This is a genomic window from Nitrospirillum karajorum, assembly GCF_036348415.1.
Taxonomy (GTDB): Bacteria; Pseudomonadota; Alphaproteobacteria; order Azospirillales; family Azospirillaceae; genus Nitrospirillum; species Nitrospirillum amazonense_B.
In genome coordinates this window covers 975,179-1,000,030 of record NZ_JAZBQB010000003.1, presented here as the reverse complement: position 1 = coordinate 1,000,030, position 24,852 = coordinate 975,179, and the positions used below count along the sequence as shown (strand labels likewise).

The following is a 24,852-nucleotide window of genomic DNA, read 5'->3' as shown; positions in this document are numbered from 1 at the left end:
GCACCCCGTTTGCTGTTATTCCTTCCATCAAGCAAACGGGCAACAAGCCCAGCCGAACCGATAGGAACCACCGTCATGATCCGCTTCGCCGCCGCCGCCCTGATCGCCGCCGCTTCCCTGGCCGCCGCCCCCGCCTTCGCCGCCGCCAGCGCCTCGGGCACCATCCAGCTGAACAGCACCGTCGCCCAGACCTGCACCGTGGCCGTCACCGACGCCGGCGCCCAGTTGAACATCCTCTCCGGCTCCAACGCCGTCACCGTCGGCAGCGTGGTCGAGACCTGCAACGACGGCGCCGGCTACCAGATCAGCGTCACCTCCGCCAACGGCGGCACCCTGAAGTCCAACGCCACCGGCGCCCAGCCCATCAGCTACACCCCCATCTACGACGGCCAGTCCAGCGGCAGCAGCGTCAACGTCGTCCGCTCCTCCGCCCAGTTCAACAAGACCGCCACCGTCGCCGTCACCGTCCCCGCCAACGCACAGGCCATCGCCGGCAGCTACACCGACACCCTGACCATCACCATCCAGGGAAAGTGACGCTTCTTCCCCCAATGCAAAACGGCCCCGCCTGGTCACCCAGGCGGGGCCGTTGCCATTTCGTATCCAGAAGGTCACGCCCCTAAACGCTTGATCTTCTGGCCGGGGTATATTCGGCGGGGGCAGTCGGTTAATCTGGGGAAGCGAGCCGCCGGGGCAGGCGGCATCTGTCCGTTTAGGGGTATGGGGCGTGACTGTGAATGAACGGGGCGCGCGCCCGGCGCGGAACGCGCCGGCCGCCAGAGGGGGCCAAGGCGCCGGCGATGGACGCGCCAAGGGCAGCGGCGTCACCTCGCGCTTCATCGGCACGACGCTGGCGGGGGTGCTGGCCACCATCGTCCTGCTGTGGTTCGTCGTCTCCGCCGGCGGCAGCTGGCATTTCTATTACAATCCCGAGGGCCTGGTCATCGTGCTGGGCGGCGTCGTCTGCGTCGCGCTGCTGGCCTTTCGTGGTGACGAAATTCGCGCCGCCCTGGGCGCCCTGGTCGGCATCGTGCGCGACCGCGACAGCATCCGCGCCGATGTGGCGGAGTTGATGGAGGTCGCCCGTCCTCTTTATGAAAAGCGCATCCAGGCGGCGGATGAGCGGGCCCAGCGCGTGTCCCACCCCTTCCTGCGCCTGGGCCTGCAGATGGTCGTGGATGGCCAGCCGCTGGAGGACCTGCTGCAGGTCATGAACTGGCGCATCCAGAAACAGATGGAGTTGGAGGCCGGGCAGTCGCGCTTTTTCCGCACGCTGGCGACCTTCTCCCCCGCCTTCGGCCTGCTGGGCACACTGGCCGGCATGGTCGGCATGCTGAAGCACCTGGGGGAGGGCGACATCGGTCTGATCGGCGCCAGCATGGCGGTGGCCATGCTGGCCACGCTGTACGGCCTCATCCTGGCCAACCTGGTGTTCAAGCCCATCGCCATCAAGCTGGAGCAACGCACCGGCCGGCGGGTCGCCCTGATGAACGTGCTGCTGGAGGGGGTGGTGCTGACCCATCTCGGCCGCTCCCCCACCCTGATCCAGGACAGCCTGGACCATTACCTGCGCGACGCGCGGGAGGAGGACTGGGGTGGCGCCTAGCGACCAGTCCAGCAGCGGCGCCGGCAATGGTGGTGGCGACCCGCCGCCGCCCAAGCCCCGGCACACCGCCCGCGTCTACGCCTCCGGTGTTCCCGTCCCGCCCCCCGTCATGCCGGGGGCGGCGCACGCTTCGTTCGCGCAACCGTCCACCCCCAAATCGCCGCTACCCAAGCCCCCAGCCCGCCCGGACGTCCGTGCCCGCGGGGGCCGGCTGGCCCATAACCGCACGGTCCCGGGCCGCATGCCCGGCGAGCCGGCCGAGGAGTCGGAGGAGTGGGTCATCAGCTACATGGACATGGTCACGCTGCTGATGATCGTGTTCCTGGGCATGGTGGCCATCCTGGGCATCAATGGCCGGCTGAAGCTGAAGTCCGACAACGACCAGCCGGGCGCCGGTCGCGTGGCGGTCACGGCCGATCCCATCGGGGCGCCCGCCCGGGACATGGCCAAGCATCCGACGGCGGCCTCCACCACCAGCCCCACCTTCCCGCCCGTCCCCTCCTACCCGCCGCAACGCCCGCCCACCGACGCCCTTCCGGAGGCCGGCCCGGCGGAAGAGCCGACGGCGGAGGCCAAGCGCCTGGCCCAGACCCTGGAGGCGCAGGACCTGCCGCCGGACGTGCAGGTCACCCCCCACGGCAGCGGCCTGTCCATTGAGATCAAGGACCGCGTGCTGTTCGCCTCCGGCCGGGCCGATTTGGGGGAGGAAGGGCAGCAGTTGCTGGCCCGCCTGGTCCCCATGCTGCAATCGCTGAAGGGCATGGTCACGGTGGAGGGGCACACCGACAGCAACGCCATCAATACCGCCCGCTTTCCCAGCAATTGGGAATTGTCGGCCGCCCGTGCGGCTGCCGTGGTGCGCATGTTGATCAGCGATGGCGTGCCGGCCAACCGCCTGCGGGCGGTGGGCTATGCCGATACCCGGCCGCATGTGGCGCCACCGGGGGGCAACGCCGACCCCACCGCGCCGGACCATGACCGTGCCGCCGACCGGCGCGTCACCTTGATCGTCGAGACCCGGTAGGGGGCGGCGGCAGCGGCGCGTCGCGCCACTGGCCGGGCGCCAGGTCCTCCAGCGTCCAATCGCCCACCGCCCAGCGCACCAGACGCAGGGTGGGGAAGCCCACGGCCGCCGTCATGCGGCGGACCTGGCGGTTGCGCCCCTCCCTCAGGGTCAGCTCCACCCAGCTGGTGGGGATGGATGCCCGATAGCGGATGGGCGGGTCGCGGGGCCACAGGCCGGCGGGCTCCGCCATCAGCCGCGCGCCGGCGGGCAGGGTGGGCCCGTCCTTCAGCAGGACGCCCCGGCGCAGGGCTTCCAGGGCAGCCTCGTCCGGCACGCCCTCGACCTGCGCCCAGTAGGTCTTGGGCGACTTGTGCTTGGGGTCGGCGATGCGGTGGATCAGGGGGCCATGGTCGCTCAGCACCAGCAGCCCTTCGCTGTCCCGGTCCAGGCGGCCGGCCGGATAGACGCCGGGCACGTCGACATAATCCTTCACCGTCGCCCGAGGTTTGCCCCCATTGGCCCCATCGTCGCTGAACTGCGACAGCACGTCATAGGGCTTGTTGAACAGGATCAGCCGCGGCATCTCAGGCCCGCCGGACCCCGGGGGTCGCCAAAGCATGGACCAGGATGGCGGCGGTGGCGGAAACGTTCAGCGACTGGACCTGGCCGCTGCCGCGCAGGGTGACCAGCTGGTTGCAGGCCTGCAGCGTGGTGGCGGGCAGGCCCACCTCCTCGTTGCCCAGGATCAGGGCGGCGGGCTTGGGCTGGCCGCCCGCCAGGACGGCCGCCGGGTCCGGATGGTCGCCCAGGGCGGTGCCGACGATGCGATAGTGGGCGCGCAGGTGGCGTAGCGTCTGGACGAAGCGCGATGCCTGGTACAGCGTCACATATTCCAGCCCGCCCTCGGCCACGCGATAGGTGGCCTCGGACGGCAAGGCCTGCTCACCATGGTCGGACAGCACCAGGCGGTTGATGCCGAAGAAGGCGCAGGTGCGGACGATGGCGCCCAGATTGTGTGGATTGCCGACGCCGTCCAGGATCATCAGCGGCTCCCCCGCCGCCGCCCATCGCGCCGCCTCGTCCACGTCGAGCGGCAGGACGGGCCGGGGCGGGGCCACCGCCACGACGCCACCATGCAGGGGGGTACCGGCCACCTTCTCCATCTCATCGGCGGGCAGCAGGCGATAGACCTTGCGCGCCTGGGCCAGGGCCGCGCAGTAGGCGCCCACCTTCTCCTTCATGCGGTCGTCGAAGAACAGCCGCTCCACCCGCCCCGGGTCCTGGGCGAACAGGGCGGCCACCGCCGGCAGGCCCAGGACGCGGAAGGTCTTGCGGCGGGCGCTGTCACCGCCGGTGGCTTCAGCCATACCGACGGGCTTGGGCTGGGGGGCGGCCTTGGACGGCCCTTTGGCGCTGCGGGGGTCCGGCATCCCTGGTCCTCGTGACGAATAGCGGTGATGGGGCCGCATGAAGCGCGCGGGTCCTTACGGGGTCAACCGGTTTTGTTTCAACCCAGAAGACGCCCCAGCCGCACGCCCGCGCGATCCAGCAGCGCCGCGAAGGCCGGGCCCGCCAGATAGGCCTGTTCCACCTGGCGGCTGGCCACCACCGGGTCCAGCCCGGCCAGCACCTCGTCAGGAAGGGCGGGATGCACCATGATCAGCGCACGGTCGCGGGCCGGTTCCAGGAACTTGGCCATCAGCGCGGGAAAGTCGCGGCCGGGGGCAAAGTCGTAGACGCCGCGAAAGCCCCGATTGGTGGGGATGCCGCGCCGGGCCGCCGCCGCCGCCAGCCCCCGTGCCAGGGTGGCGATGATCAGGGCCTTCACGCTGTCCACCCCGCGGGCCAGCACGGCCGCGATGGGGTCGGAGCAGTCGCGCACGTAAACGCTGCCGGCCGGATAGCGGCGGGCCACGGCGTCCAGCACCAGAGCCCGGATGCCGGGCAGCAGGTGCACATGCTGGTGCCCGTCGACGTGCGACGGCGGCCGTCCGGCATGAGCCTCGAACAGATCCAACTGGCGGTTGATCTCCGCCTTCAGGTCTGCCTGAACCGCGGCCCCCATCAGGCGGCCGGTCAGGGCGCGGGCCATCAGGCCGCCCACGCCGCCGAAGCGTCCGCCGGGCGCCAGCGCCGGGCAGGGGCCGGCTGGTTCCTGGTCCGTCAGGGTCAGATGCAGGCCGATGTCCGCCTTGTCCGCCACCTCTGCCAGCCAGGCGGCATGCTCCGGCCAGTACGGCGTGGCGGTCATGCAGCTGGTGCCCGACAGCCGCCCCTGGCGAATCAGGGCCAGGATGCCCTGGGACACCCCGGGGGATAGGCCATAGTCGTCGGCATTGACGACGACAACGGGACGACTCTCGCCGGCATTGCCGAGGGGACCCGCGTCGGCATTCGGGATGATGGTCGCGGTCATGGTGCGCGCCCCTCGGCCAGCAGCTTGGGGATTTCGGGGTTCACATCCGCGCCGCTGGGCAGCGGGGCGGACGGGTCGGTGATCCAGGCCAGGATATCCTGCCACACGATCCGGGCCTGAAGGTCCCGCAACATCATGTGCCAGGCCGTGGGATAAAAGGCGATGCGCGGCCCGCCCTGGCTGGGGTCGGGCAGGCGGGCCAGGGCCTTCGTCATGGGTTCACGCGGGATCAGTTGCTCATGCTGCCCGTACATCACCAGCGACGGCACCCTGAAGTCCGGCGCCGCGGCCATGGCGGCATCCATCAGATCGGTCAGGCCCTCCAACGCATCCACGCGGGTCGCCTTCACCACCAGAGGGTCGCGGCCCAGCGCGATCATCATGGGGATGTTGTCCGACGCCTGCACATGGACCAGGCCGCGCGGCGGTGTCAGCGTCAGCCAGGGTACGGTCCAGTTGGCGATGGCCAGCGCCCAGCGCTGATAGAAGGGCATGGTGCCGCGCGACCAGACGGCGGGGGCGGTCAGAATGGCACCCTTGAACCCTGCCGGCAGGGTGTGGCCGGCCAGGGCGGTCATCAGCACGGCCCCGCCCATGCTCTCCCCGGTCAGGAACAGGGGCGTGTCAGGATAGCGGTCGTGCAGGGCCGCCGCCGCGTCCCACATGTCGCGCGCCATGACGTCGCCCCCGGCCCAGACGCCGGGCCGGGGATTGCGGCCGAAGCCCCGCTGGTCATAGGCGTAGGTGGCGACGCCGCGCTCCGCCCACCAGCGGCCGGGCGCGTCATAGGCGTTGGCGTAGTCGTTGAAGCCGTGCAGCGCCAGGATGACGGCGCGCGGGGGGGTGTCAGCGGGCAGCCAGGATTGGGTGGGCAACACGGCGCCGTCGCGCGCCGCGATCCCGGCCTGGGTCAAGTGTGGGGTGACGGCCACCGGCGGCGGCGCCACCCGCGGGGTGGTGGCGCAAGCGGTCACGGACAGCAAAAGAACACAGGCCGCCAGCCAGCGGCGGCGCCGGCGCGGAACTGCTGCGGAATGGATGCCACTCTCAGCCCTCGCCATTGCCGGCGGGGGCGCGGGTCAGCTGAAGGAAGATGTCCTCCAGGTCCGACTCCTTGGTGCTGAGGTCGACGATGGTCAGGCCGGCGGCGGCGATGGCGTTCAGCACCTCCCCCACCTTCACGCGGCTGGGTGGATATTGCACCGTCAGTTGCCGGCCCTTCAGCGCAACCTCGAAGCCGGCCAGGGTGGCGGGCACCTCCGTCAGATCCTGGTCCACCACTGCCACCAGGTCCTTGCGGTCCAGGGTGCGCAGCAGGCGGTCGGTGCTGTCGCAGGCCACCACCTGGCCATGGTTGACGATGGCGATGCTGTCGCACAGCTCCTGCGCCTCTTCCAGGTAATGGGTGGTCAGCACCACGGTGGTGCCGGCGCGATTCAGTTCGCGCACATGGGCCCACAGCGATTGGCGCAGTTCCACGTCCACGCCGGCGGTGGGCTCGTCCAGCACCAGCACCGGCGGGGTGTGCACCATGGCCTTGGCCACCATCAGGCGCCGGCGCATGCCGCCCGACAGGGTGCGGGCATAGGCGTTGGCCTTGTCCTTCAGGCCCACTGCCTCCAGCAGGCGGTCGGTCTGCCGCTCGCGCTTGGGCACACCGTACAGGCCGGCCTGCAGGTCCAGCAGTTCCCGTGGCGTGAAGAAGGGGTCCATGTTCAGTTCCTGGGGCACCACGCCGATGGCGGCGCGGGCGGCCCGCGGGTCCTGGTCGATATCGATGCCCCAGATTTTGGCCGTGCCGCCGCTCTTGGTCACCAGGCCCGCCAGGATGTTGATCATGGTGGACTTGCCGGCGCCATTGGGGCCCAGCAGGCCATAGACCGAGCCGCGCGGGATGGACAGGTCTATGCCCTTCAGCGCCAGCTTGGCCGGCGCCTTGCCACTGGCCTTGTAGGTCTTGGTCAGGCCGCGCAGCTCAATCGCCAGGGCGGGCTGGGCGCCAGGCTCCACCGTCGGGGCGGGTTGGGCGGGGTGGGAATCGGGCGCGCGCGTGTCAGGCATGGGATCGGAACGGTCCATGATGGCGGGGCCGGAAAGCGTGGGGCCCGAAATGAAGGGGAGGCCTAACAAAACCGGATGCAAAAAGGCGTACACCCCGCGGTTGATGGCGGTCAACCACGGCCATCACACCCCCCCCGGCGTGGCGGTACGGATGTGCAAGGGAAGGAAGAGGCATCCCCGGCGCCTCGCCCTTGATCCGCCGGCGCGCTTGGCTATGATCCGGGCGTCGGTGGGACGGCCGTCCCGCCCCCTTGACCTTTATTTCTTACGGAGCGCCCAAGGCCATGCAGCCGATTGAGACGATCTATGTCGACACCCCGTCCGTCGGGTGTGATGGCGGGGGCGGTGCGCTGGGCCATCCGCTGGTCTACCTGACCATGGAAAAGAACGGCGAGATCGACTGCCCCTATTGCGGCCGCCATTTCGTCCTGTCCGAGGCCGGCAAGGCCAAGGGCGGCCACGGCCACTGACGCCGGGCACGCCATACCACGTGCCAGGGTGGGGCAATCGGTCACCCCCTGGCGCGGGCACCCTATTCTTCCGCATCGGTGGCGGGCCCCAACTCGCCACGATATACCATTGCCGGTGTGTTTGCCGGTCGCGCTCCGCTATCATTGGGGGCAGGCCCGTCCTCAACGGCATCCGATGGTCTCCTCCCCCTCCCAGCCCAACCCTACCCACCTGCCGCTGGTCAAGCTGCCTTTCGTCGGTTTGCGCCGGGACGGGGCCTTGGGTTATTGGGTGATGCCCCAGGACGGCGATGTCGCCGTCGGGGCCGCCGCCGTGGGCCTGGGGCGGACCTACGCCGCCTGGTTCCTGCTGTATGCCGAGATCAATGGCCGGGCGGCCGCGCGCGCCCTGATGGATAGCATCGAGCGTGAGATGCCGTCCCGTTATCCCGCCGTCGATCGTGCCTTCCTCCGCGAAATCGCCAGCCAGGGCTTCTCACAAAGCGCTGCGTGAGATCGTTCAGAATGCTCCCGTATAGGTTGCTTCTGGCCTTGTCGGGGTTTAGGGTCCCATAATAACCGTCTATGAACGGACCGGCGTGATGGACTTGGCGGTATGGTCTGGCGGTAAGGCGCGACAATTTGTGGAAAATTGTCGCTAATGTTAGGCTTACCAGGAACGCCGAAAGGATCACCGCGGTCGTGCTTGAAGAATTCAGCATCAGCCTGTTCGTGATCGCGCTCCTCGGCGCGATCGGCATGGTCGCCATGGTGCTGTTTCGCCAGACCTTGCTCTACGCCACCCGCAACGCCGTGGCGGAGTTGGAGGGCCGGGTGTCCAAGGCGCGCACCGCCATGGACCAGGCCGCCAAGGCCCATGACCAGAACCTGGCCCGGGGCCGGGATTTGGCGGAGGAGCGGCGCATGATTCAGAACCAACTGGCGGAAACGCATCGCCGCCTGCTGACCGCCCAGTCCGACAATTTCGAGGTGATCCACGAGGTGGGGGAGGCGGGCGCCAGCCGCCGGCTCTACACCGGCAGCTTGGCCCTGGGGCCGACCCTGACCATCAACCAGACGGCCACCACGCACAGCCATTTGCGCGGATGCCCGCATCTGGTCGAGGTGTGGGCCGACAATCAGGCGGAGGCCCTGCGCCTGGCCCGCCAGGCCTTTCCAGAGGCGGCGGGCTTCACCCTGTCCATGCTGCAGGCGCGTGATTCGGCACCCCAGCAGCTGGTGGCCTCCTGATGTCGGCCGCGCTGCTCGCCAATATCGGGCTGATCGTCCTGTTGATGTATTCGCTCATCCAGTTCACGCTGACCGCCCGCAGCATTGAGGAGGACCGCCGGACGCGGGAGCGCCGGCTGGGCCGTCTGGAGGAGGAATTGGGTCACGCCACCGCCGCCGCCAATGACGCCAAGGCCACGGCCGAGGGCAGCGCCCGCGAGGCCGCCGCCCTGGAAGAAGCGGTGGCGGAACTGCGCGCCGTGCGTGCGGAGGCTGACGCCAAGCTGCGTGAATTGCAGTCTGCCCCCCGCCGCCGCCTGATCGTGCCGGACAAGGCGGTACTGGTGCATGGCCGCCTGTGGGAGGTGACCGTGGTCCCCGTGGCCGGAACGGCCGCCAACGGGGCCGAGGCGGAGACCCCCGCCGGCGATAACGGCGCCCGGGTCTATCTGCTGGGCGCCACCACCGATCGCGATGCCCGTTTCCGGGCGGAACAGCGCTTTCCCACCGGCCTGGGCTATCGCGTCCAGAAGGTGGAACGCTTCAAGCGGGGGTAAGGCCCCATGTCCGCACCCTCCGACGACGATGCGGCTGACTTCGTCATTCCCGCCACTGTGCCGCCCTTCTTTGGCCGGCCCGGCATGGAGCGCGCCCTGCTGCTGGCGCGTGGTGTGCGCCGCATGCTGGTCCACCGCGGCATGCGCTCCATGCTGGAGGTGCCGCTGGCCAACAACCGCCGCGCCGACATCCTGGCCCTGGCCGGCGACGGCACCGTCACCATCGTCGAGATCAAAAGCTCCGTCGCCGATTTCCGCGCCGACCACAAATGGGGTGATTACCTGGAGTTCTGCGACCGTTTCTATTTCGCCGTGGGCGAGGACTTTCCCCAGGAACTGATCCCCGAGGAATGCGGCCTGATCGTTGCCGATGGCTATGGCGCGGAAATCCTGCGCGAGGGGCCCGAGGTCAAACTGAACGCCGCGCGGCGCAAGACCCTGTTGCTGCGCGTGGCCATGCAGGCCTTCCAGCGCCTGCACCAGGTGGAAGATCCCCGGCCGACGGCGCTGTGATACGCGCCGATACTCAAAGAAAAAAGCCGGCCAGGTTACCCCGGCCGGCCTTTCCGTCATGGATGATACGGTGCCTCAGGCCCGGTTCATGCGGCTGTCCACCAGGTCGGTGACGACCGTGGGATCGGCTAGGGTGGACGTGTCGCCCAGCGCCTCATGCTCGTTGGCGGCGATCTTGCGCAGGATGCGGCGCATGATCTTGCCGGAGCGGGTCTTGGGCAGGCCCGGCGCCCATTGGATCAGGTCGGGCGTGGCGATGGGCCCGATCTCCTTGCGCACCCATGCCACCAACTCTTTGCGCAACTCCTCCGAAGGCGTTTCGCCGGCGTTCAGGGTGACGTAGGCGTAGATGCCCTGGCCCTTGATGTCGTGCGGGTAGCCGACGACGGCGGCCTCGGCCACCTTGGGGTGGGCGACCAGCGCGCTTTCCACCTCGGCCGTGCCCAGGCGGTGGCCGGAAACGTTGATGACGTCGTCCACACGGCCGGTGATCCAGTAATAGCCGTCCTCGTCCCGGCGGCAGCCGTCGCCGGTGAAATACTTGCCGGCGAAGGTGGAGAAATAGGTCTGCTTGAAGCGCTCGTGGTCGCCGAACACGGTGCGCATCTGGCCGGGCCAGCTGTCGGCGATGCAGAGATTGCCCTCGGTGGCGCCTTCCAGCAGATGGCCCTCATTGTCGACGATGACCGGCTTCACGCCGAAGAACGGGCGGGTGGCCGAGCCTGGCTTCGTGGCGGTGGCGCCGGGCAGCGGGGTGATCAGGATGCCGCCGGTTTCCGTCTGCCACCAGGTGTCGACGATGGGGCAGCGCTCATCCCCCACCACGGAGTGGTACCACAGCCAGGCCTCGGGGTTGATGGGTTCCCCCACCGAACCCAGCAGGCGCAGGCTCTTGCGGCTATGGCGCTTCACCGGCCCCTCGCCCTCGCGCATCAGGGCGCGGATGGCGGTTGGGGCGGTGTAGAAGATGTTGACCTTGTGCTTGTCGATGACCTCCCAGAAGCGCCCGCTGTCCGGATAGTTGGGCACGCCCTCGAACATCAGGGTCACGGCGCCGTTGGCCAGCGGCCCGTACAGGATGTAGCTGTGGCCGGTGACCCAGCCTACGTCGGCCGTGCACCAGTAGACATCGCCCTCGTGGTAGTCGAAGACGTACTGGTGCGTCATGCTGGCATAGACCAGATAGCCGCCGGTGGTGTGCAGCACGCCCTTGGGCTTCCCGGTGGAACCGGAGGTGTAGAGGATGAACAGCGGATCTTCCGCGTTCATCGGTTCCGGCGGGCAATCGGGGGAGGCGGCGGCCACCGCCTCGTGATACCAGATGTCCCGGCCTTCGACCCAGTTCACGGCCCCGCCGGTGCGGCGCACGACGATGACCGTGTCCACGCTGGGGCAGGACTTCAGGGCCTGGTCGGCGTTGACCTTCAGGCCCACCTTGCGGCCGCCGCGCAGGCCCTCGTCGGCGGTGATGACGACGCTGCTGCCGCAGTCCTGCACCCGGTCCTTCAGGCTGTCGGGGGAGAAGCCGCCGAACACCACGGAATGGACGGCGCCGATGCGGGCGCAGGCCAGCATGGCGTAGGCCGCCTCCGGGATCATGGGCAGGTAGATGGTGACGCGGTCACCCTTCTTAACGCCGCGCGCCTTCAGCACATTGGCCAGGCGGGTGACGTTGTCGTACAGCTCGGAATAGGTGATGTGCTTGTGTTCGGATGGGCTGTCGCCCTCCCACAGGATGGCGGTCTGGTCGGCGCGCGCGGGCAGGTGGCGATCCACACAGTTGGCGCAGGCGTTCAGCACGCCGTCCTCATACCAGCGGATGGACACATCGCCGGTGAAGCTGGTGTTCTTCACCTTGGTGTAGGGCTGAATCCAGTCCAGCCGGCGGCCATGCTCGCCCCAGAACCCGTCCGGATCACTGATCGAGCGGTCATACATCTGCTGGTATTTCGTCGCGTCGACCCAGGCGTCTGCCGCCACCGCGTCGGGAACGGGGAACAGGGTGTTGTTGCTCATGGGACCTTGGTTTCCTTCCCTGATGTGTTGTCGCCTGCCGGGGCTTCGCGGGCCCACTCCCTCGCGGGGTATACCCCTTCCGAAGCCGCCATCCCTGTCCGGCTTGCCCCCTCCACATCGGGGGGCGCTGGCCGGCATCGTCTAGTTCATGCCCGGCGGCGATGGCCATCGCTTACCGGCCCGAGTATCCCTCTTGCCCCCGCATTCCACAAGCGCCAGGCCGTTGCGGCCGCTGGTAAATTTCGCGTCAGCCCTGGGGGTTCGCCTTGTTTTTTCCGGCGGAGTCGTGGCATGGGAAACCATCGACGGCGATGGGGCCATGACATAGATCACCCCGCCAACCGTTCAGGGCGGTGCCCAAGGGGGCTCCTGGAGGTTGCGGAGTGATCGGGTGATTTCCCCACCCCCTCTCCATTGGCGTCGCTGCCGCGCGTGTTCATTTTGTGTTATTGATAAGGCTGTTATTGTCATCGGCGGCCGCCCCTGCGACGGCGCCCGTAGCTCCGCGGATAGGACGACCATGACGACCGGTGTTGGGGACAACGGTGCAGGACAGGACGCCACGGACCTGATCGGCCGCTTGAGCCAGATCAGTAGCCGAACCAGCCTGATGGCCATCGATAGCGTGCTGCGCGCGCTCTCGCACCCGGCCGTGGCGCGCGCGACCTCCGGCTTGGCCACGGGGGAGGGGCGGGCCGCCTCGTCCGCCGCCGTCGCCAATGACGCCGCCGACGTCCTATCCACACCCACCGTCGCCGATGTCGCCCGCGAGGTGGGGGTGATCGCCCGCCGCATGGTCACGACGACCGAGGATTTCGCCGCCACCATGAAGACCCGGTCGGCCTGACGCTTCCCGTAACGACTTGTCGGCGCCGCCGTACGCGCTCAAGCGGCGGCGATGTCCAGGTACAGCGCGCCATCCTTGACCCGGACGGCTACTGGTGTCAGGCCACGGCCGGCGCAGGGGCCGCGCAGGCACAGGCCGTCATCCACCCGGAACAGGGCGCCGTGGGTGGCGCACTGAAGATGCTGGCCATCGGCGCTCATGAATTGATCGGGCGTCCAGTCCAGGGTGGTGCCGACATGGGGGCAGCGGTTGTGATACGCGAACACCGCGCCGCCGCGCCGGGCAACCAGGATTTCCTGGCGGTCGGCGCCGCTGCCCCAATTGATTCCCTTAGCTTGGCCGTCGGGGATGTCGTCCAGGCGACACAGGGGAGAGGGAACAGCGTCAGGCATCGACGCCCATGCGCTGGCAGGCGTTTTTCCATTCCGCCTCCGTGATGGGGCAGACGGACAGGCGCGACTGGCGCACCAGGGCCATGCTGGACAATTCGGGGTCGGCCTTGATGTTCTTCAGGGTCAGGGGCGTCTTCACCGGCGTCACCGGCTTCAGGTCCACCATGACGAAGCGGCCGCTTTCATCCGACGGGTCGGGATAGGCCTCGCGGACCACCTCGGCGATGCCCACGATCTCCAGCCCCTCGTTGGAATGATAGAAGAAGGCGCGGTCACCCACCTTCATGGCCTTCAGGTTGTTGGCGGCCTGGTAATTGCGCACGCCATCCCAATGGGTGCGGCCGTCGGCCACGAACTTGTCCCAGGAATATTTGAAGGGTTCCGACTTCACCAGCCAGTAGGACATGTTTGGTTCCTTGTTCCCTCAGGCGCCGGGCGCGGCCATCCGGCCGCTTGGCTTATCCTCGATTTCCAGTCCGCTACGCTCCCCGTAAATCTCAGGCCCTCCTTTATGTGAAAAGGGGGTCGCATCCTAAGAAAAGCGGGGGTGGGCTGGTGATGGCGCTGGTCAGGCCTTTGGGTAAACGACGCGGAAGGGCTGGATCGTTACGGAAGCGAAAAGGCCGGCTTCGGCATAGGGGTCGGCGGCGGCGAAGGCCTGGGCGTCGGCCTCATCCGGGAAATCCACGACCAGCAGGCTGCCCGTGGGCTTGCCCTCGGCGTCCAGCAGGGGGCCGGCCACGACGATGTGGTCCACCTGACCGTCCAGGTACTCCAAATGCCGCGGGCGGGTGGCCAGGCGCAGATCCAGGTGGCCGGGCTTATCGGTGCAGGTGATGGCGAAATGCATGGGGATGGCTCTCCGGGAAGGCTTAGGCGCCCTCGGGTTTGAGGGGGCGGGACAGCAGGGATTGGATGGTGGCGTTGACGTCGGCGCCATGGTTCAGGATGGCGTCCACCGCCTGGCAGATGGGCATGTCCACCTGGCAGCGGGCGGCCAAGCGCACCACGGCTTCCGCCGTGTAGACGCCCTCCGCCACGGAGGTGCGGCCGGCCAGGATGGTGGCCAGCGGCTGGCCCTGACCCAGGGCGTGGCCCAACGACATGTTGCGGGATTGCAGGCTGCCGCAGGTCAGCGTCAGGTCGCCCAGGCCGGACAGGCCCATGAAGGTTTCCGGCTTGGCGCCCAGTGACTGGCCTAGGCGGGCGATCTCTGCCAGGCCGCGGGTGATCAGGGCGGCGCGGGCGTTGTCGCCCAAGGCGCGGCCGGCGACGATGCCGCAGGCGATGGCCAGCACGTTCTTCACCGCGCCGCCGATCTCCGCCCCCACCAGGTCATCGCTGGCATAGGGGCGGAAGGTCAGGCTGCCCAGGGCCTGGGCCAGACGCTGGCTGACCTGTGGGTCCCGGCAGGCCAGGGTCACGGCCGTGGGCAGGCCGCGCGCCACTTCGGCGGCGAAGGTGGGGCCGGACAGCACGGCCAAGGGGGTGTCGGGCAACTCGCCGGCCGCCACCTCGGTCATCAGGCTGCCGGTGGCGATCTCGATGCCCTTGGCGCACAGCACGACGGGGGTGCCGGCGGCCAGCAGGGGTTTCAGTCGGGATGTGGTGGCGCGGATGTGCTGCGCCGGGGTGACCAGCAGCACGGCGTCGGCCTGGGCGGCCTCCGCCAGGTCGGCGGTGGCGCGGATGTCATGGTCCAGGGGCACGCCGGGCAGGAAAGGGGTGTTCTCATGCCGGCCGTTGATGGCGGTCACCACCTCGGCCTCACGCGCCCACAGCACCACGTCGCGCCCGGCCCGGCGGGCGGCCATGGCCAAGGCCGTGCCCCAGGCACCCGCGCCGATGACACCGATGCGCTGCATTTCGTCCCCTTCCGAACCGGTAAGCGTCTGCCGGCTTTGGCTTACCCCGGATGGGCCCCGGTTCGCAACGGTCGCCGCAAGGGGCCGGTGGCGGCGGGCGGGGGCCGATGCTACCGTGGCGTCAGCCGACCGGTGGGGTAACCGGCGGATGAATCAGGGATATGGCTTCACATAAGGGGATGCCGAAAATGGCTGTTGGTCGTCTGTCGACGGCGCGTCGCCGCGCCGCCCGTTCCTTTGCCTTGCTGGCCGGCTGCGCGCTGGTCTCCCTCTCGGGCCCGGTTGCCGCCCAGGCTCCAGACGTGCCGCCCAAGCCGGTGGTCCTGCACTGCCCGGCGCTGCTGGATTCGGTGGCGGGTAAGATGCTGGGGGCGACCAGCGTGGTCATCCAGGGTGAGCGGGTGGTGGAGGTGGTGCCCGGCACCGTCACCCGCCCCGATGCCGATGTGGTGGACCTGGCAGGGGAAACCTGCCTGCCCGGCCTGATCGACGCCCATGTCCACATCAGCAGCGAGTTCTCGCCCACGGTCTACAGCGACATGCTGCACTTCAACCTGGCCGACTGGGTGGTGCGCAGCACGGTATGGGCGAAGCGGACCCTGCTGGGCGGCTTCACCACCGTGCGCAACCTGGGCGACAGCCATTATGAGACGGTGGCCCTGCGCGACCAGATCAACAAGGGCTGGGTCCCCGGCCCGCGCATCCTGACGGCCGGGCCCGCCATCGGCTCCACCGGCGGCCATGCCGACGACGGCGACGGCCTGCGCATGGATCTGCAGCCCGACGTGGGCGCGCATGACAGCATCATCAACGGCACGGCCGACGCCTGGAAGGCGGTGCGCGAGCACTACAAGCAGAATGTCGACACCATCAAGATCATGACCACCGGCGGCGTGCTGGACCTGTCGGGCAGCGTCGACAACAGCCAGTTGACGGAGGAGGAGACCAAGGCCCTGGTCACGGCGGCGCACGAGTATGGCTACATCGTCGGCGTCCACGCCCACGGGGCGGAGGGCATCCGCCGCGCCGTCGTCGCCGGCGCCGACAGCATCGAGCACGGCACCTTCATGGACGCCCAGGACATGAAGCTGATGAAGGAGCACGGCACCTATTACGTGCCCACCCTCTACACCGGCACCTATGTGACCGAGAAGGCCAAGGGCAACCCCCACGCCTATCCGCCGGCGGTGCAGGCCAAGGCCCTGCTGGTGGGGCCGCAGCTGATGAAGACGGTGGGCGACGCCTACAAGGCGGGGGTGAAGTTCGCCTATGGCACCGATGCCGGGGTCTACCCGCATGGTGAGAACTGGAAGGATTTCCCCCTGCTGGTCCAGGTGGGCATGCCGGCGATCTACACCCTGCAGATGGCGACCATCAACGCCGCCACCCTGCTGAAGAAGGACAAGGACATCGGCAGCGTCGCCGCCGGCAAGTACGCCGACATCGTCGCCGTCCCCGGCGACCCGACCAAGGACATCACCCTGATGGGCAAGGTCGACTTCGTGATGAAGGGTGGCGTCGTCTTCAAGAAAGGCGGTGCCGAGCAGGTATTCACCAGCACGGCGCATTGAGCGAGGCGGCCCCCGGCCGGCGGTGGCCGGGGGCACCTGCCTAGAGGCTTCGAAGCGGACTACGAAAAGGCCCAGGCCGACATTGAGCGCTTCTTTGACAACGAGCCGGCCCCAGGCACAGCGGAGGCTGGCGACTTTGATTTGATCGCCTTGGACATCGCCGATTATGAGGCCAAGCATTGGCCTATCGAGGTCCTCGACCCGGGCGATGCCATTTCGCCCAAGCAATAGCGCCGGCTGACGCGGCGCTTACGCCTTAACCCCCGCGAACTTCATCGGCTTCGCGGTCGGGTCCAGCGGCCAGCGGGGGCGGGGGGCGAAGTCCAGGCCGTCGGTCTGGCCCAGGCGGAAGCGCTCCAGCCCCGCCCAGGCGATCATGGCGGCGTTGTCGGTGCACAGCGCCAGGGGCGGGGCGGTGAAGGTCAGGCCGCGCTTGGCCGCCAGCTTGGCCAACTGCTCGCGCAGATATTTGTTGGCCGCCACCCCACCAGCGACCACCAGGTGTTTGCCGGTAGGGTGGCGCCCCTTGAAAGCCTTGATGGCGCGGTCGCAGCGGTCCAGCAGCGACTGCCCTACGGCATGGTGGAAGGCGGCGGCGAGATCCGCCACGTCCGCCTCGGTCGGCGTGCCCAGCTGCTCCACATGCCGGCGCACCGCGGTCTTGAGGCCGGAGAAGGAGAAGTCGCAGTCCGGCCGCCCCTTCATCGGGGCCGGCAGGTCGAAGCGGCTGGGGTTGGTGGCCTTCTGTGCGGCCTTCTCCAGCAACGGGCCGCCGGGATAGCCCAGGCCCAGCAGCTTGGCCGTCTTGTCGAAGGCCTCGCCCACCGCGTCGTCGATGGTGGTGCCCAGGCGGCGGTATTGGCCCACGCCCTCCACCTCCAGCAACTGGCAATGCCCGCCCGACACCAGCAACAGCAGATAAGGGAAGGGCACGTCGTTGGTCAGGCGCGCCGTCAGGGCGTGGCCTTCGAGGTGGTTGACGGCGACGAAGGGCAGGCCGCGCGCGGCCGCCATGGCCTTGGCCGTCATGACGCCGACGATCACCCCGCCGATCAGGCCGGGTCCGCCGGTGGCGGCGATGGCATCCACCTGGCCCAGATCCAGGTGCGCCTCATCCAGGGCCTGGCGGATCAGGCCGTCCAGGTAATGCAGGTGGGCGCGGGCGGCCACCTCCGGCACCACGCCGCCATAGGGGCGGTGCTCATCCAGCTGCGACAGCACGACGTTGGCGCGGATGGCGCGCGTATCGTCGACGATGGCGCAGGCGGTCTCATCACAACTGGTCTCGATACCCAGGACGATCATGACGTAAAACCTTCGGGGCCGATCCGGTGTCCACCGGATTTAAGCCATATCAAATCGGCACGATTTGCGCCGTTGTCACCGACCGGGGCCTTTCCCGCAACCGCAAAGGGCGATAGACAGGCAAGCATGACGACCGCGACGCCCTCCCATACCCCGCAGGCCCCCCTCCGCATAGGAACGCGGGGCAGCCCGCTCGCCCTAGCCCAGGCGCATGAGACGCGCGACCGGCTGGGAGCGGCCCACCCGCACCTGGCGGCGCCCGGTGTCATCGAAATCGTTGTCATCAAGACGACGGGCGACCGCATCCTGGACCGCACCCTGGCGGAGGCCGGTGGCAAGGGCCTGTTCACCAAGGAGATCGAGGACGCCCTGCTGGCGGGGGAGATCGACCTGGCCGTCCATTCGATGAAGGACGTGCCCACGGTGCTGCCGGCGGGGCTGGACATCACCTGCCTGCTGCCGCGCGAGGACCCGCGCGACGCCTGGTTCAGCCGCGACGGCGCCACCCTGCTGCAGTTGCCGGCCGGCGCCGTCGTCGGTACCGCCAGCCTGCGCCGCCAGGCGCAGGTGCTGGCCCGCCGCCCCGATCTGACCGTGGTGCCCCTGCGCGGCAATGTGCAGACCCGCCTGCGCAAGCTGGCCGAGGGCGAGGTGGACGCCACCCTGCTGGCCATGGCCGGCCTGCGCCGCCTAAACCTGGAGGGGCACGCGACCGCGGTGCTGGAGGCGGACCTCATGCTGCCCGCCGTGGCCCAGGGCGCCATCGGCATCGAGACGCGCGTCGCCGACACTGTGACCAACGGTCTGCTGGCCCCTCTGAACTGTGCTGAAACCGCCCTGCGCGTGACGGCGGAGCGCGGCGTGCTGTCCGCCCTGGACGGGTCCTGCCGCACCCCCATCGCCGCGCTGGCCCGCGTGGTGGGGGAGGGGGCGCTGGAACTGGACGCCATGGCCCTCAGCCCGGACGGCCGCACCATCGTCACCACCAGCCGCCGTTTCCTCGCCACCGACGCGCTGGCCGCCGGCCTGGACGCGGGCGCGGAGTTGAAGGGCCGGTTGCCGCCTGGCATCTTCACCGTCTCCTGACCACGATAGCGGACGGCACCCATGGCCACCGTCCTGATCACCCGTCCCCAGCCGGAGGCCGACCGCACGGCGGCGGCCGTGGCGGCGCTGGGCCACCAGGTCCTGGTTGATCCGCTGCTGAAGGTGGACTGGCTGGACGGGGCCCTGCCGCCGGCGGATGCGGTGCGCGCCGTCCTGATCACCAGCGCCAACGGTGTACGGGCCCTGGCCCGCCTGAACGCGCCCCGTACGTGGCCGTTGTACGCCGTGGGCGACCGCACCGCCGACGTGGCGCGGGGGCTGGGCTTCACCACCGTGCGCTCCGCCGCCGGCGATGCCGATGCCCTGGTGCGCTTGGTGGCGGATGAGGTGCCGGTGAGCGAGGGCCTGCTGCTGCACGCGGCCGGGGCCGATGTGGCGGGCGACCCGGCCGGTGATTTGGCGGCCCAGGGCTATGCCACACGGCGCCTGGCCCTATACCGCACCGTGGCCGCCGATGCCCTGTTGCCGGAGGTGCGCGATGCCTTGGCGGCGGGGTCCATCACCCATGTGCTGCTTTTTTCTCCCCGGTCGGCGCGTACGTTTGTTAACCTTGCGGTACAGGGCGGCGCCGATCTGGCCGCCGTCTCAGCCCTGTGCCTCAGCCCGGCGGTGGCGGGCGCCCTGGAGCGGGATGATCACGACGGGGTGCATTCCTTCCGCCCCGGGGTTTTCCGCCATGTGGCCGTGGCCGCCCATCCCAACCAGGCGGCCTTGCTCGACCTGCTGGGGCGCGGGCCCGGGGCCTGACCGGCCGCCGGCAGGGTCCGCGTTGACAGGGTACGCTTTGAAGGATGAAAGGATCGCCGTATGAGCGGTGAAGGTTCGGACGCGACGTCCCCCCAAACCGGCCTGGTGCCTGCTGGCCTGGGCCAGGCGGGCGCCAACCCGCAGGTGGACGCCATCGTCGAACGGTTCGGCGGCATCCGTCCCATGGCGGCCAAGCTGGGCATCCCGGTGACCACGGTCCAGGGCTGGAAAAAGCGTGGGCACATCCCGCCCAACCGCCGCGCCGACCTGGAGGCGGCGGCCACGCGCCTGGGCATCCCCCTGACCGCCGCCGAACTGGACGCGGTGATGGGCGCGCCCGAGGTTCCCGCCGCGCCGGCCGCCCCCGCTGTCATCGCCCTGCCCGGCGCTGTTGAACCCCGTGCCGAAGGGCATGCCGTGCCGTCGCCGGCCCCCTCCCTCCCGGAGGCGCCAAAGCCGCAACCGGAAAGGCCGGAGCCCCCCAGGCTGGAAGCCTTCCGGGCGGAGCCGCCGAGGGCCAGCGCCTCCACCAGTTCGCCGGCTGACTCGCCTAGGCCTGACTCTTCCAGGACGGAGACGCCGCGCATGGAGATTCCCAAGGCCGACGCCATCCGCCGCGATCCACCGCGCCCCGCCGCGCCACCGCCCCGCCGGGGCGGCGGCGCCGTGTCGGCCCTGGCGCTGTTGCTGTCCCTGGGCGCGCTGGGTGCCGGGGGCTGGTCGTTGTACCGGTCAGGCAGCCTCGATCCCTGGTTGGTCCGGGCCGGACTGGCGCCTGGGGCGTCCGCCTCGGCTGCCCTGCCTACCCCGTCGGCGGAGCAGGCGGGGGTGGAGGCGACGCTGGCCGAGATGGCCCGCCGCCTGAGCGCCGCCGCCCAGCACCAACAGGCGCTGGAGCAGGAGGTGGCCGACCTCAAGGCCAAGCTGGCCGCAGCACCGGCTTCCCCAGAGGCGCCGTCCGCCGATGGCGCGCCCGCCTCGGCGGCGCCCGACCCGGCCTTGGCCGCGCGGCTGGAACAGATGACCGACCAGTTCAACCGCCTGACCGAACGGCAGCGCGCGCTGGAGCAGGCGCTGGCCCAGTCGGCGCAGCAGCGGGAGGAGCTGTCAGGACGCTTGGCCGCCCAAACCGCCGCCGCCGGCCGTGGGCAGGCCCTGCTGGTGGCCACCAACCAGTTGCAGGCGGCCCTCATGTCTGGCCGGCCTTATGGCGTTGAGTTGTCGGCCGTGCGCGGCTTGGCGCCGGAGGATGACACCCTGCGCCAGGCGCTGGACCGGCTGGCGCAAAGCCAGGCCACCGGCCTGGCCGGCCCCGTCGCCCTGCGTGAAGGCTTCGACCGCGCCGCCGCCGCCGCTCAGCGCGCCGCCCAGGTGCCGGAGGGGGCGGATTGGCTGGAAACCCTCTGGGGCCGGCTCAAGGCCCTGGTCACCATTCGCCGCAAGGATGGCCGCCTGGAGGGCAACGCCCCCGACGCCGTCGTGTCGCGTGCCGGCGCCGCCCTGGACCGGGGCGATATCGGCACGGCGGTGGCGGAGATGTCGGCCCTGTCCGGTCCGCCGGCCGCCGCGCCCGAGGTCCAGGCCTGGCTGCGGGATGCCCAGGCGCGGCTGAGCGCCGACGAGGCCATGGCCCGGCTATCGCGCCGCGCCGTCAGCGATGTGCAGGCCGGCCTGCCGGCCCCCAAGGCCAAGCCGGCCGAAAGCGCGCCCGCCGAGCCGTCGCCCACCCCGTCGGAGTCCGGCAAGGGTGAGACGCCCCAGCCGGAGCAGCCGAAGCCACCCGAGGATGCGGCTCAACCGCCCGCCTCTCAACCCCCCAGTGGCCAACAGCCGGCTGAAGGGGGTCACCCATGAGGCGGACCCTCTGGTTCCTGCTGCGCCTGGGCCTGGTGGTCGCTTTGGCGGTCTGGGTGGCGCAGCGGCCCGGCACCCTGCGCCTGGATTGGCAGGGATACATCGTCCAGACCCAGGTGGGGGTAGTGGCCGCGGCGCTGCTGGTCGTGGCGGTGGTGGCCTATGTCCTGGTCCGCCTGCTCCTGCTGCTGTGGCGCAGCCCCCGGCGCTTCGGCGCGGGACGGCGCACCAGCCGGCGGACGCGCGGGTACCAGGCGCTCAGCCGCGGCTTCCTGGCGGTGGCCAGTGGCGACACCGCCGCCGCCAGCCGCCTCGCGGCGAAGGCGGAGGCGCTGCTGAATGAGCCGTCGCTGACCCTGCTTCTGTCGGCGCAGGCCGCGCAGCTGGCGGGCGATGAGGCGGCGGCGGCCGGCCATTATGCCGCCATGCGCGACCGGGGGGCCGCGCTGAAGCAGCCGGACATGGCCTTCGTCGGCTTGCGCGGCCTGGCCCTGCAGGCCTTGGCGGCGGGCAAGACCCGGCAGGCCCTGGAGCTGGCCCAGGAGGCGCGGGCCCTGAAGCCCAAGGCGCGCTGGCCCCTGCTGACGCAGTTCGACCTGCAGGCCCGCGCCGGCGATTGGACGGCGGCGGCGACCACCTTGGACGCCCTGACCTCGGCCAAGGCGCTGCCCCCGGAAACCCTGCGCCGCCATCGCGCGGCCCTGCTGGTCGAACGCAGCCGGGCGGCGGAGGCCGACGGCAACCAGGACCAAGCCCTGGCGCTGGCGCGCAAGGCGCATGATCTGGAGCCGGGGTCCGTGCCGGCCGCGGTCCAGGCGGCCCGCCTGCTGGCCGCCACCGGTTCGGCCCGCGCCGCCACGCGCGCCTTGGAACAGGCCTGGCGGGCCTCGCCCCACCCCGATTTGGCCGCCGCCTGGGGCGCGGCTGGGGAAAAGGCCGGGGATGCCGCCGATCCGCTGGCCCGCGTGAAGCGGCTGGAGGCGCTGGTGGCCATTGACGCGACCGTGCCGGAGGCGCACGTCGCCTTGGCCGACGCGGCGGTCGAGGCCCGTCTGTGGGGCCTGGCGCGCGGCCATCTGACCCGGGCGCTGACCTTGCGTCCCAGCGCGCGCGTCTACCGCCGCCTGGCGGCCGTGGCCGTGGCGGAGCATGGTCCGGGACCGGAAGAGCGGGGCCATCTGGCCCAGGCGGCCAAGGCCGCCGCCGACCCGGCCTGGGTGTGCCGGTCCTGTGGGGGTGTGAACCCGGCCTGGGGGGCGCTGTGCGCCCATTGCGGCGGCTTCGACACCCTTGCCTGGCGGCTTCCCGGCGGTGCCGCCCAGGGAAGCGTGCCGGCCGAGACGCTGGGCTTCCTGCCGCCGCCGGAGCCGGCGGCGGAGGGGGGCGAGGGCGCCGGTGCAGCGTCCCGCCTCGGCGGGCGTCTGCCGTCCTTCACGCTTGCCAGCCTCAGGCCCGGCCGCCGGTCATGATTCCCCTGCCCTTCGCCCCGCCCCGGGCGGAATCGCTGCTGTTGCTGGCCTTGGCCCTGGCGCTGAACGCCTTCATCGCCGGCTTTCCCGCCGTGGATCGCTGGCTGATGACGCCGCAGGGGCAGTTGGCCCAGGCCGTACGCTGGGCGGACAAGCGCCTGAACCGCATCGAGCGGCTGGACAGTGTGCGCCTGGCGCGCGGCGCCCTGCTGGTGCTGGTGCTCACCGGGGGCGTGGGGCTGGCGGCCCTGGTGCTGACCATCGCCGCCGTGCACCTGCGCGTGGCGTGGCTTCTGTCGCTGCTGCTGGTGACCCGGGCGCTGGTTTTCGGGCGGCTGCTGGTCACGATGCGCACCCTGCTGGCGGCGGCGCCGGCGGCGGATGAGGACGCGTTGCGCCAGGCGGTGGCGCCCCTGACGCACAAGCCCGTCTGGTCCATGGACCGGCACGCCGTGCTGCGGGCGGGCATGGAGGCGCTGGTGGGCCAGGCCAGCCGGGGCCTGGTGGCGCCGCTGTTCTGGTTCGCGCTGTTCGACCTGCCGGGGCTGATGATGTGGGTGACGGTGGAAACGGTGGCGGCGACGGTGGGCCACACGTCCCCCCGCTACGCCGCCTTTGGCCGGCCGGCACGACGCGCCCTGGGCGTCATGGACTGGGTGCCCGCCCGCCTGACCGTGCTGTTCCTGGCGGCGGGCTGCCTGATCGTGCCGGGCAGCCGCCCGGCCCTGGCGCTGGCCGCCCTGCGCACCCATCATATCCAGGGCACGGCGGCCCTGCCGCTCCACGCCGTGGCGCGCGCCCTGAACCTGGCGCTGGCCGGCCCCCGCAAGGAGGGCGAGATCGTGGTCTATGAGGACTGGCTGGGCACCGGCCGAGCCCGCGTCGACACCAGCGACCTGCGCGCCGTCGTCGCCCTCACCAGTGCCGCCAGCCTGATGGCCGTGTGCATCGCGCTGTTGGCGCTGGTGTGGGCTTAGCGATTCCGTCCGCGCTGCCGGTGCGTGAGGAACACCCTTACGGCTGGCTCAGCACCGCCGCCAGCGCCTGTGCCTCCGGCCGGAAGAAAGCGCGGTCCAGCAGGATTTGTTCGGGCGTGGTCTGCTGGCCGTAGAAGATGTCGTTCCATTCCTTGCGCGGGGTGATGACCGAGCCGTCGACGGCCAGGCCGCCGAACAGGCCGCTGGTCTTGGCATAGACGTACATGTCGGCGTCCATGCCCACGCCATAGCCGGCGCCCACCTGGGTGCCCAGCTCGCCCACCGCCACCTTGGCGTCGGCGCCCAGTTTCACGCTGCGGTCCATGACGGCGTTCAGGCCCTTGTCGGTCATGATGACCAGCATCATCTGCGCCTGCTGGCCCCCGAACTGTAGGCCGAAGCTGGCCTCCGCCATGGTGTAGAAGGCCGGGCCGCTCCACGACCCGTCGCTACCGCGCGCCACCAGCACGCCGGTGCCGCCGCCGCCGCCCAGGAAGAAACCGGCCTGGATGACGTTGGGCAGGATCAACACGCCCTTGGCCCGGCCCAGCAGGCTTTTCAACGGGGCGTACTGCGGGTCACCCAGCAGGGTCATGGCGGTCAGGCGCGCGCGCTCCACCATCAGCTGCGCCTCCGTCACCTCCGCCCGCGCCGGCATCGCGGTTCCCAGCGCCAGCGCGAAACCCGCCGCCGCACCCGCCAACACCTGCCGCCGATCGATCATCGTCCTCATCCTCTTTAGTCGCGGTTCAGCGGGGCTGAACCAGCTTTTGACGTTGTTGGCAGAATTCCTACCATATCTGGATGCTGCCGCCCATGGTTCAGGGCGACGCCACACCATGGGCCTCACCCTGAAGGGTAACT

27 protein-coding genes are annotated in these 24,852 nt (G+C 70.1%); 15 read left to right on the top strand and 12 right to left on the bottom strand.

What is annotated here, in order from left to right:
* Positions 1-75 precede the first annotated feature (75 nt).
* From UCD39_RS18175 to UCD39_RS18165, 3 genes are all read left to right on the top strand, one after another.
* Positions 76-537, top strand: a complete 462-nt coding sequence (locus UCD39_RS18175; RefSeq protein WP_330494960.1) for a spore coat protein U domain-containing protein — start codon at positions 76-78, stop codon at positions 535-537.
* Positions 538-727: 190 nt separating this feature from the next.
* Entirely contained in the window at positions 728-1,606 is an 879-nt protein-coding gene (locus UCD39_RS18170) for a motility protein A (protein WP_330497282.1), read from the top strand.
* The gene (locus UCD39_RS18165) at positions 1,596-2,630 is read left to right on the top strand and encodes an OmpA/MotB family protein (protein WP_330497281.1); all 1,035 of its coding nucleotides are present in this window, start codon (positions 1,596-1,598) and stop codon (positions 2,628-2,630) included. The genes UCD39_RS18170 and UCD39_RS18165 overlap by 11 nt, the downstream gene beginning before the upstream one ends.
* On the opposite strand, the gene UCD39_RS18160 is transcribed toward UCD39_RS18165, so the two are convergent.
* The 5 genes from UCD39_RS18160 to UCD39_RS18140 form a co-directional block, all read right to left on the bottom strand.
* Positions 2,605-3,195 (bottom strand): rRNA large subunit pseudouridine synthase E, encoded by a 591-nt coding sequence (locus UCD39_RS18160; protein WP_330497280.1) that lies wholly within the window; start codon positions 3,193-3,195, stop codon positions 2,605-2,607. The two genes, UCD39_RS18165 and UCD39_RS18160, sit on opposite strands and share 26 nt — an antisense overlap.
* 1 nt (position 3,196) lies before the next feature.
* Positions 3,197-4,042, bottom strand: a complete 846-nt coding sequence (locus UCD39_RS18155; protein ID WP_330497279.1) for a TrmH family RNA methyltransferase — start codon at positions 4,040-4,042, stop codon at positions 3,197-3,199.
* 77 nt (positions 4,043-4,119) lie between these two features.
* Positions 4,120-5,028, bottom strand: coding sequence for a ChbG/HpnK family deacetylase (locus UCD39_RS18150; RefSeq protein WP_330497278.1), 909 nt, complete (start codon positions 5,026-5,028; stop codon positions 4,120-4,122).
* Positions 5,025-6,002, bottom strand: coding sequence for an alpha/beta fold hydrolase (locus UCD39_RS18145; RefSeq protein WP_330498481.1), 978 nt, complete (start codon positions 6,000-6,002; stop codon positions 5,025-5,027). Before UCD39_RS18145 ends, UCD39_RS18150 begins: the two co-directional genes overlap by 4 nt.
* Positions 6,003-6,075: 73 nt before the next feature.
* A complete protein-coding gene (locus tag UCD39_RS18140; protein WP_330497277.1) occupies positions 6,076-7,089 on the bottom strand; it encodes an ABC transporter ATP-binding protein in 1,014 nt (337 codons plus the stop codon).
* A 284-nt stretch (positions 7,090-7,373) separates the two neighbouring features.
* On the opposite strand from UCD39_RS18140, the gene UCD39_RS18135 reads away from it, so the two are divergent.
* The 5 genes from UCD39_RS18135 (at position 7,374) to UCD39_RS18115 (ending at position 9,838) form a co-directional block, all read left to right on the top strand.
* Entirely contained in the window at positions 7,374-7,559 is a 186-nt protein-coding gene (locus tag UCD39_RS18135; protein WP_145732760.1) for a zinc-finger domain-containing protein, read from the top strand.
* Positions 7,560-7,734: 175 nt separating this feature from the next.
* Positions 7,735-8,052 carry a hypothetical protein gene (locus UCD39_RS18130; protein WP_330497276.1) on the top strand — a complete coding sequence of 106 codons (318 nt, stop codon included), beginning with the start codon at positions 7,735-7,737 and terminating at the stop codon, positions 8,050-8,052.
* Between the two features lie 188 nt (positions 8,053-8,240).
* Complete coding sequence (locus tag UCD39_RS18125; protein ID WP_330497275.1) at positions 8,241-8,789, top strand: hypothetical protein; 549 nt, start codon at positions 8,241-8,243, stop codon at positions 8,787-8,789.
* On the top strand, positions 8,789-9,325 hold the full coding sequence (locus tag UCD39_RS18120) for a hypothetical protein (protein ID WP_330497274.1): 537 nt from the start codon (positions 8,789-8,791) through the stop codon (positions 9,323-9,325). Before UCD39_RS18125 ends, UCD39_RS18120 begins: the two co-directional genes overlap by 1 nt.
* 6 nt (positions 9,326-9,331) lie before the next feature.
* Positions 9,332-9,838, top strand: coding sequence for an MmcB family DNA repair protein (locus tag UCD39_RS18115; protein ID WP_330497273.1), 507 nt, complete (start codon positions 9,332-9,334; stop codon positions 9,836-9,838).
* A 75-nt stretch (positions 9,839-9,913) separates the two neighbouring features.
* Here the strand turns inward: UCD39_RS18115 and acs are convergent, their stop codons facing one another.
* Complete coding sequence (gene acs, locus UCD39_RS18110; protein ID WP_330497272.1) at positions 9,914-11,854, bottom strand: acetate--CoA ligase; 1,941 nt, start codon at positions 11,852-11,854, stop codon at positions 9,914-9,916.
* A gap of 520 nt (positions 11,855-12,374) precedes the next feature.
* On the opposite strand from acs, the gene UCD39_RS18105 reads away from it, so the two are divergent.
* A complete protein-coding gene (locus tag UCD39_RS18105; RefSeq protein ID WP_330497271.1) occupies positions 12,375-12,701 on the top strand; it encodes a hypothetical protein in 327 nt (108 codons plus the stop codon).
* A 38-nt stretch (positions 12,702-12,739) separates the two neighbouring features.
* On the opposite strand, the gene UCD39_RS18100 is transcribed toward UCD39_RS18105, so the two are convergent.
* The 4 genes from UCD39_RS18100 to UCD39_RS18085 all read right to left on the bottom strand — a co-directional run bounded on the left by UCD39_RS18100 (position 12,740) and on the right by UCD39_RS18085 (position 14,958).
* Positions 12,740-13,093 carry a Rieske (2Fe-2S) protein gene (locus tag UCD39_RS18100; RefSeq protein ID WP_330497270.1) on the bottom strand — a complete coding sequence of 118 codons (354 nt, stop codon included), beginning with the start codon at positions 13,091-13,093 and terminating at the stop codon, positions 12,740-12,742.
* Positions 13,086-13,499: an EVE domain-containing protein gene (locus UCD39_RS18095; RefSeq protein WP_330497269.1), complete on the bottom strand. Its 414-nt coding sequence runs from the start codon at positions 13,497-13,499 to the stop codon at positions 13,086-13,088. Before UCD39_RS18095 ends, UCD39_RS18100 begins: the two co-directional genes overlap by 8 nt.
* Before the next feature lie 162 nt (positions 13,500-13,661).
* Positions 13,662-13,943: a YciI family protein gene (locus tag UCD39_RS18090; protein ID WP_330497268.1), complete on the bottom strand. Its 282-nt coding sequence runs from the start codon at positions 13,941-13,943 to the stop codon at positions 13,662-13,664.
* A 22-nt stretch (positions 13,944-13,965) separates the two neighbouring features.
* Positions 13,966-14,958, bottom strand: a complete 993-nt coding sequence (locus tag UCD39_RS18085; protein ID WP_330497267.1) for an NAD(P)H-dependent glycerol-3-phosphate dehydrogenase — start codon at positions 14,956-14,958, stop codon at positions 13,966-13,968.
* A gap of 188 nt (positions 14,959-15,146) precedes the next feature.
* Here UCD39_RS18085 and UCD39_RS18080 point away from each other — a divergent pair, with 188 nt between their 5' ends.
* Positions 15,147-16,529 carry a metal-dependent hydrolase family protein gene (locus tag UCD39_RS18080; protein WP_330497266.1) on the top strand — a complete coding sequence of 461 codons (1,383 nt, stop codon included), beginning with the start codon at positions 15,147-15,149 and terminating at the stop codon, positions 16,527-16,529.
* Between the two features lie 249 nt (positions 16,530-16,778).
* On the opposite strand, the gene tsaD is transcribed toward UCD39_RS18080, so the two are convergent.
* Positions 16,779-17,834: a tRNA (adenosine(37)-N6)-threonylcarbamoyltransferase complex transferase subunit TsaD gene (gene tsaD / locus UCD39_RS18075; protein WP_330497265.1), complete on the bottom strand. Its 1,056-nt coding sequence runs from the start codon at positions 17,832-17,834 to the stop codon at positions 16,779-16,781.
* 126 nt (positions 17,835-17,960) lie between these two features.
* Here tsaD and hemC point away from each other — a divergent pair, with 126 nt between their 5' ends.
* Genes hemC through UCD39_RS18050 form a run of 5 tightly spaced genes read left to right on the top strand, consistent with a single transcriptional unit; the run spans position 17,961 to position 23,988 of the window.
* Positions 17,961-18,920 carry a hydroxymethylbilane synthase gene (gene hemC, locus UCD39_RS18070; RefSeq protein ID WP_330497264.1) on the top strand — a complete coding sequence of 320 codons (960 nt, stop codon included), beginning with the start codon at positions 17,961-17,963 and terminating at the stop codon, positions 18,918-18,920.
* A gap of 21 nt (positions 18,921-18,941) precedes the next feature.
* Positions 18,942-19,688, top strand: a complete 747-nt coding sequence (locus tag UCD39_RS18065; protein WP_330497263.1) for a uroporphyrinogen-III synthase — start codon at positions 18,942-18,944, stop codon at positions 19,686-19,688.
* 60 nt (positions 19,689-19,748) lie between these two features.
* Positions 19,749-21,542 carry a COG4223 family protein gene (locus UCD39_RS18060; protein WP_330497262.1) on the top strand — a complete coding sequence of 598 codons (1,794 nt, stop codon included), beginning with the start codon at positions 19,749-19,751 and terminating at the stop codon, positions 21,540-21,542.
* Entirely contained in the window at positions 21,539-23,011 is a 1,473-nt protein-coding gene (locus UCD39_RS18055; RefSeq protein ID WP_330497261.1) for a heme biosynthesis protein HemY, read from the top strand. The genes UCD39_RS18060 and UCD39_RS18055 overlap by 4 nt, the downstream gene beginning before the upstream one ends.
* Positions 23,008-23,988 carry a cobalamin biosynthesis protein CobD/CbiB gene (locus UCD39_RS18050; RefSeq protein WP_330497260.1) on the top strand — a complete coding sequence of 327 codons (981 nt, stop codon included), beginning with the start codon at positions 23,008-23,010 and terminating at the stop codon, positions 23,986-23,988. Before UCD39_RS18055 ends, UCD39_RS18050 begins: the two co-directional genes overlap by 4 nt.
* Positions 23,989-24,025: 37 nt before the next feature.
* Here UCD39_RS18050 and UCD39_RS18045 read toward each other — a convergent pair whose 3' ends face one another.
* The gene (locus UCD39_RS18045) at positions 24,026-24,712 is read right to left on the bottom strand and encodes a lipid-binding SYLF domain-containing protein (RefSeq protein ID WP_330497259.1); all 687 of its coding nucleotides are present in this window, start codon (positions 24,710-24,712) and stop codon (positions 24,026-24,028) included.
* Positions 24,713-24,852: the final 140 nt, after the last annotated feature.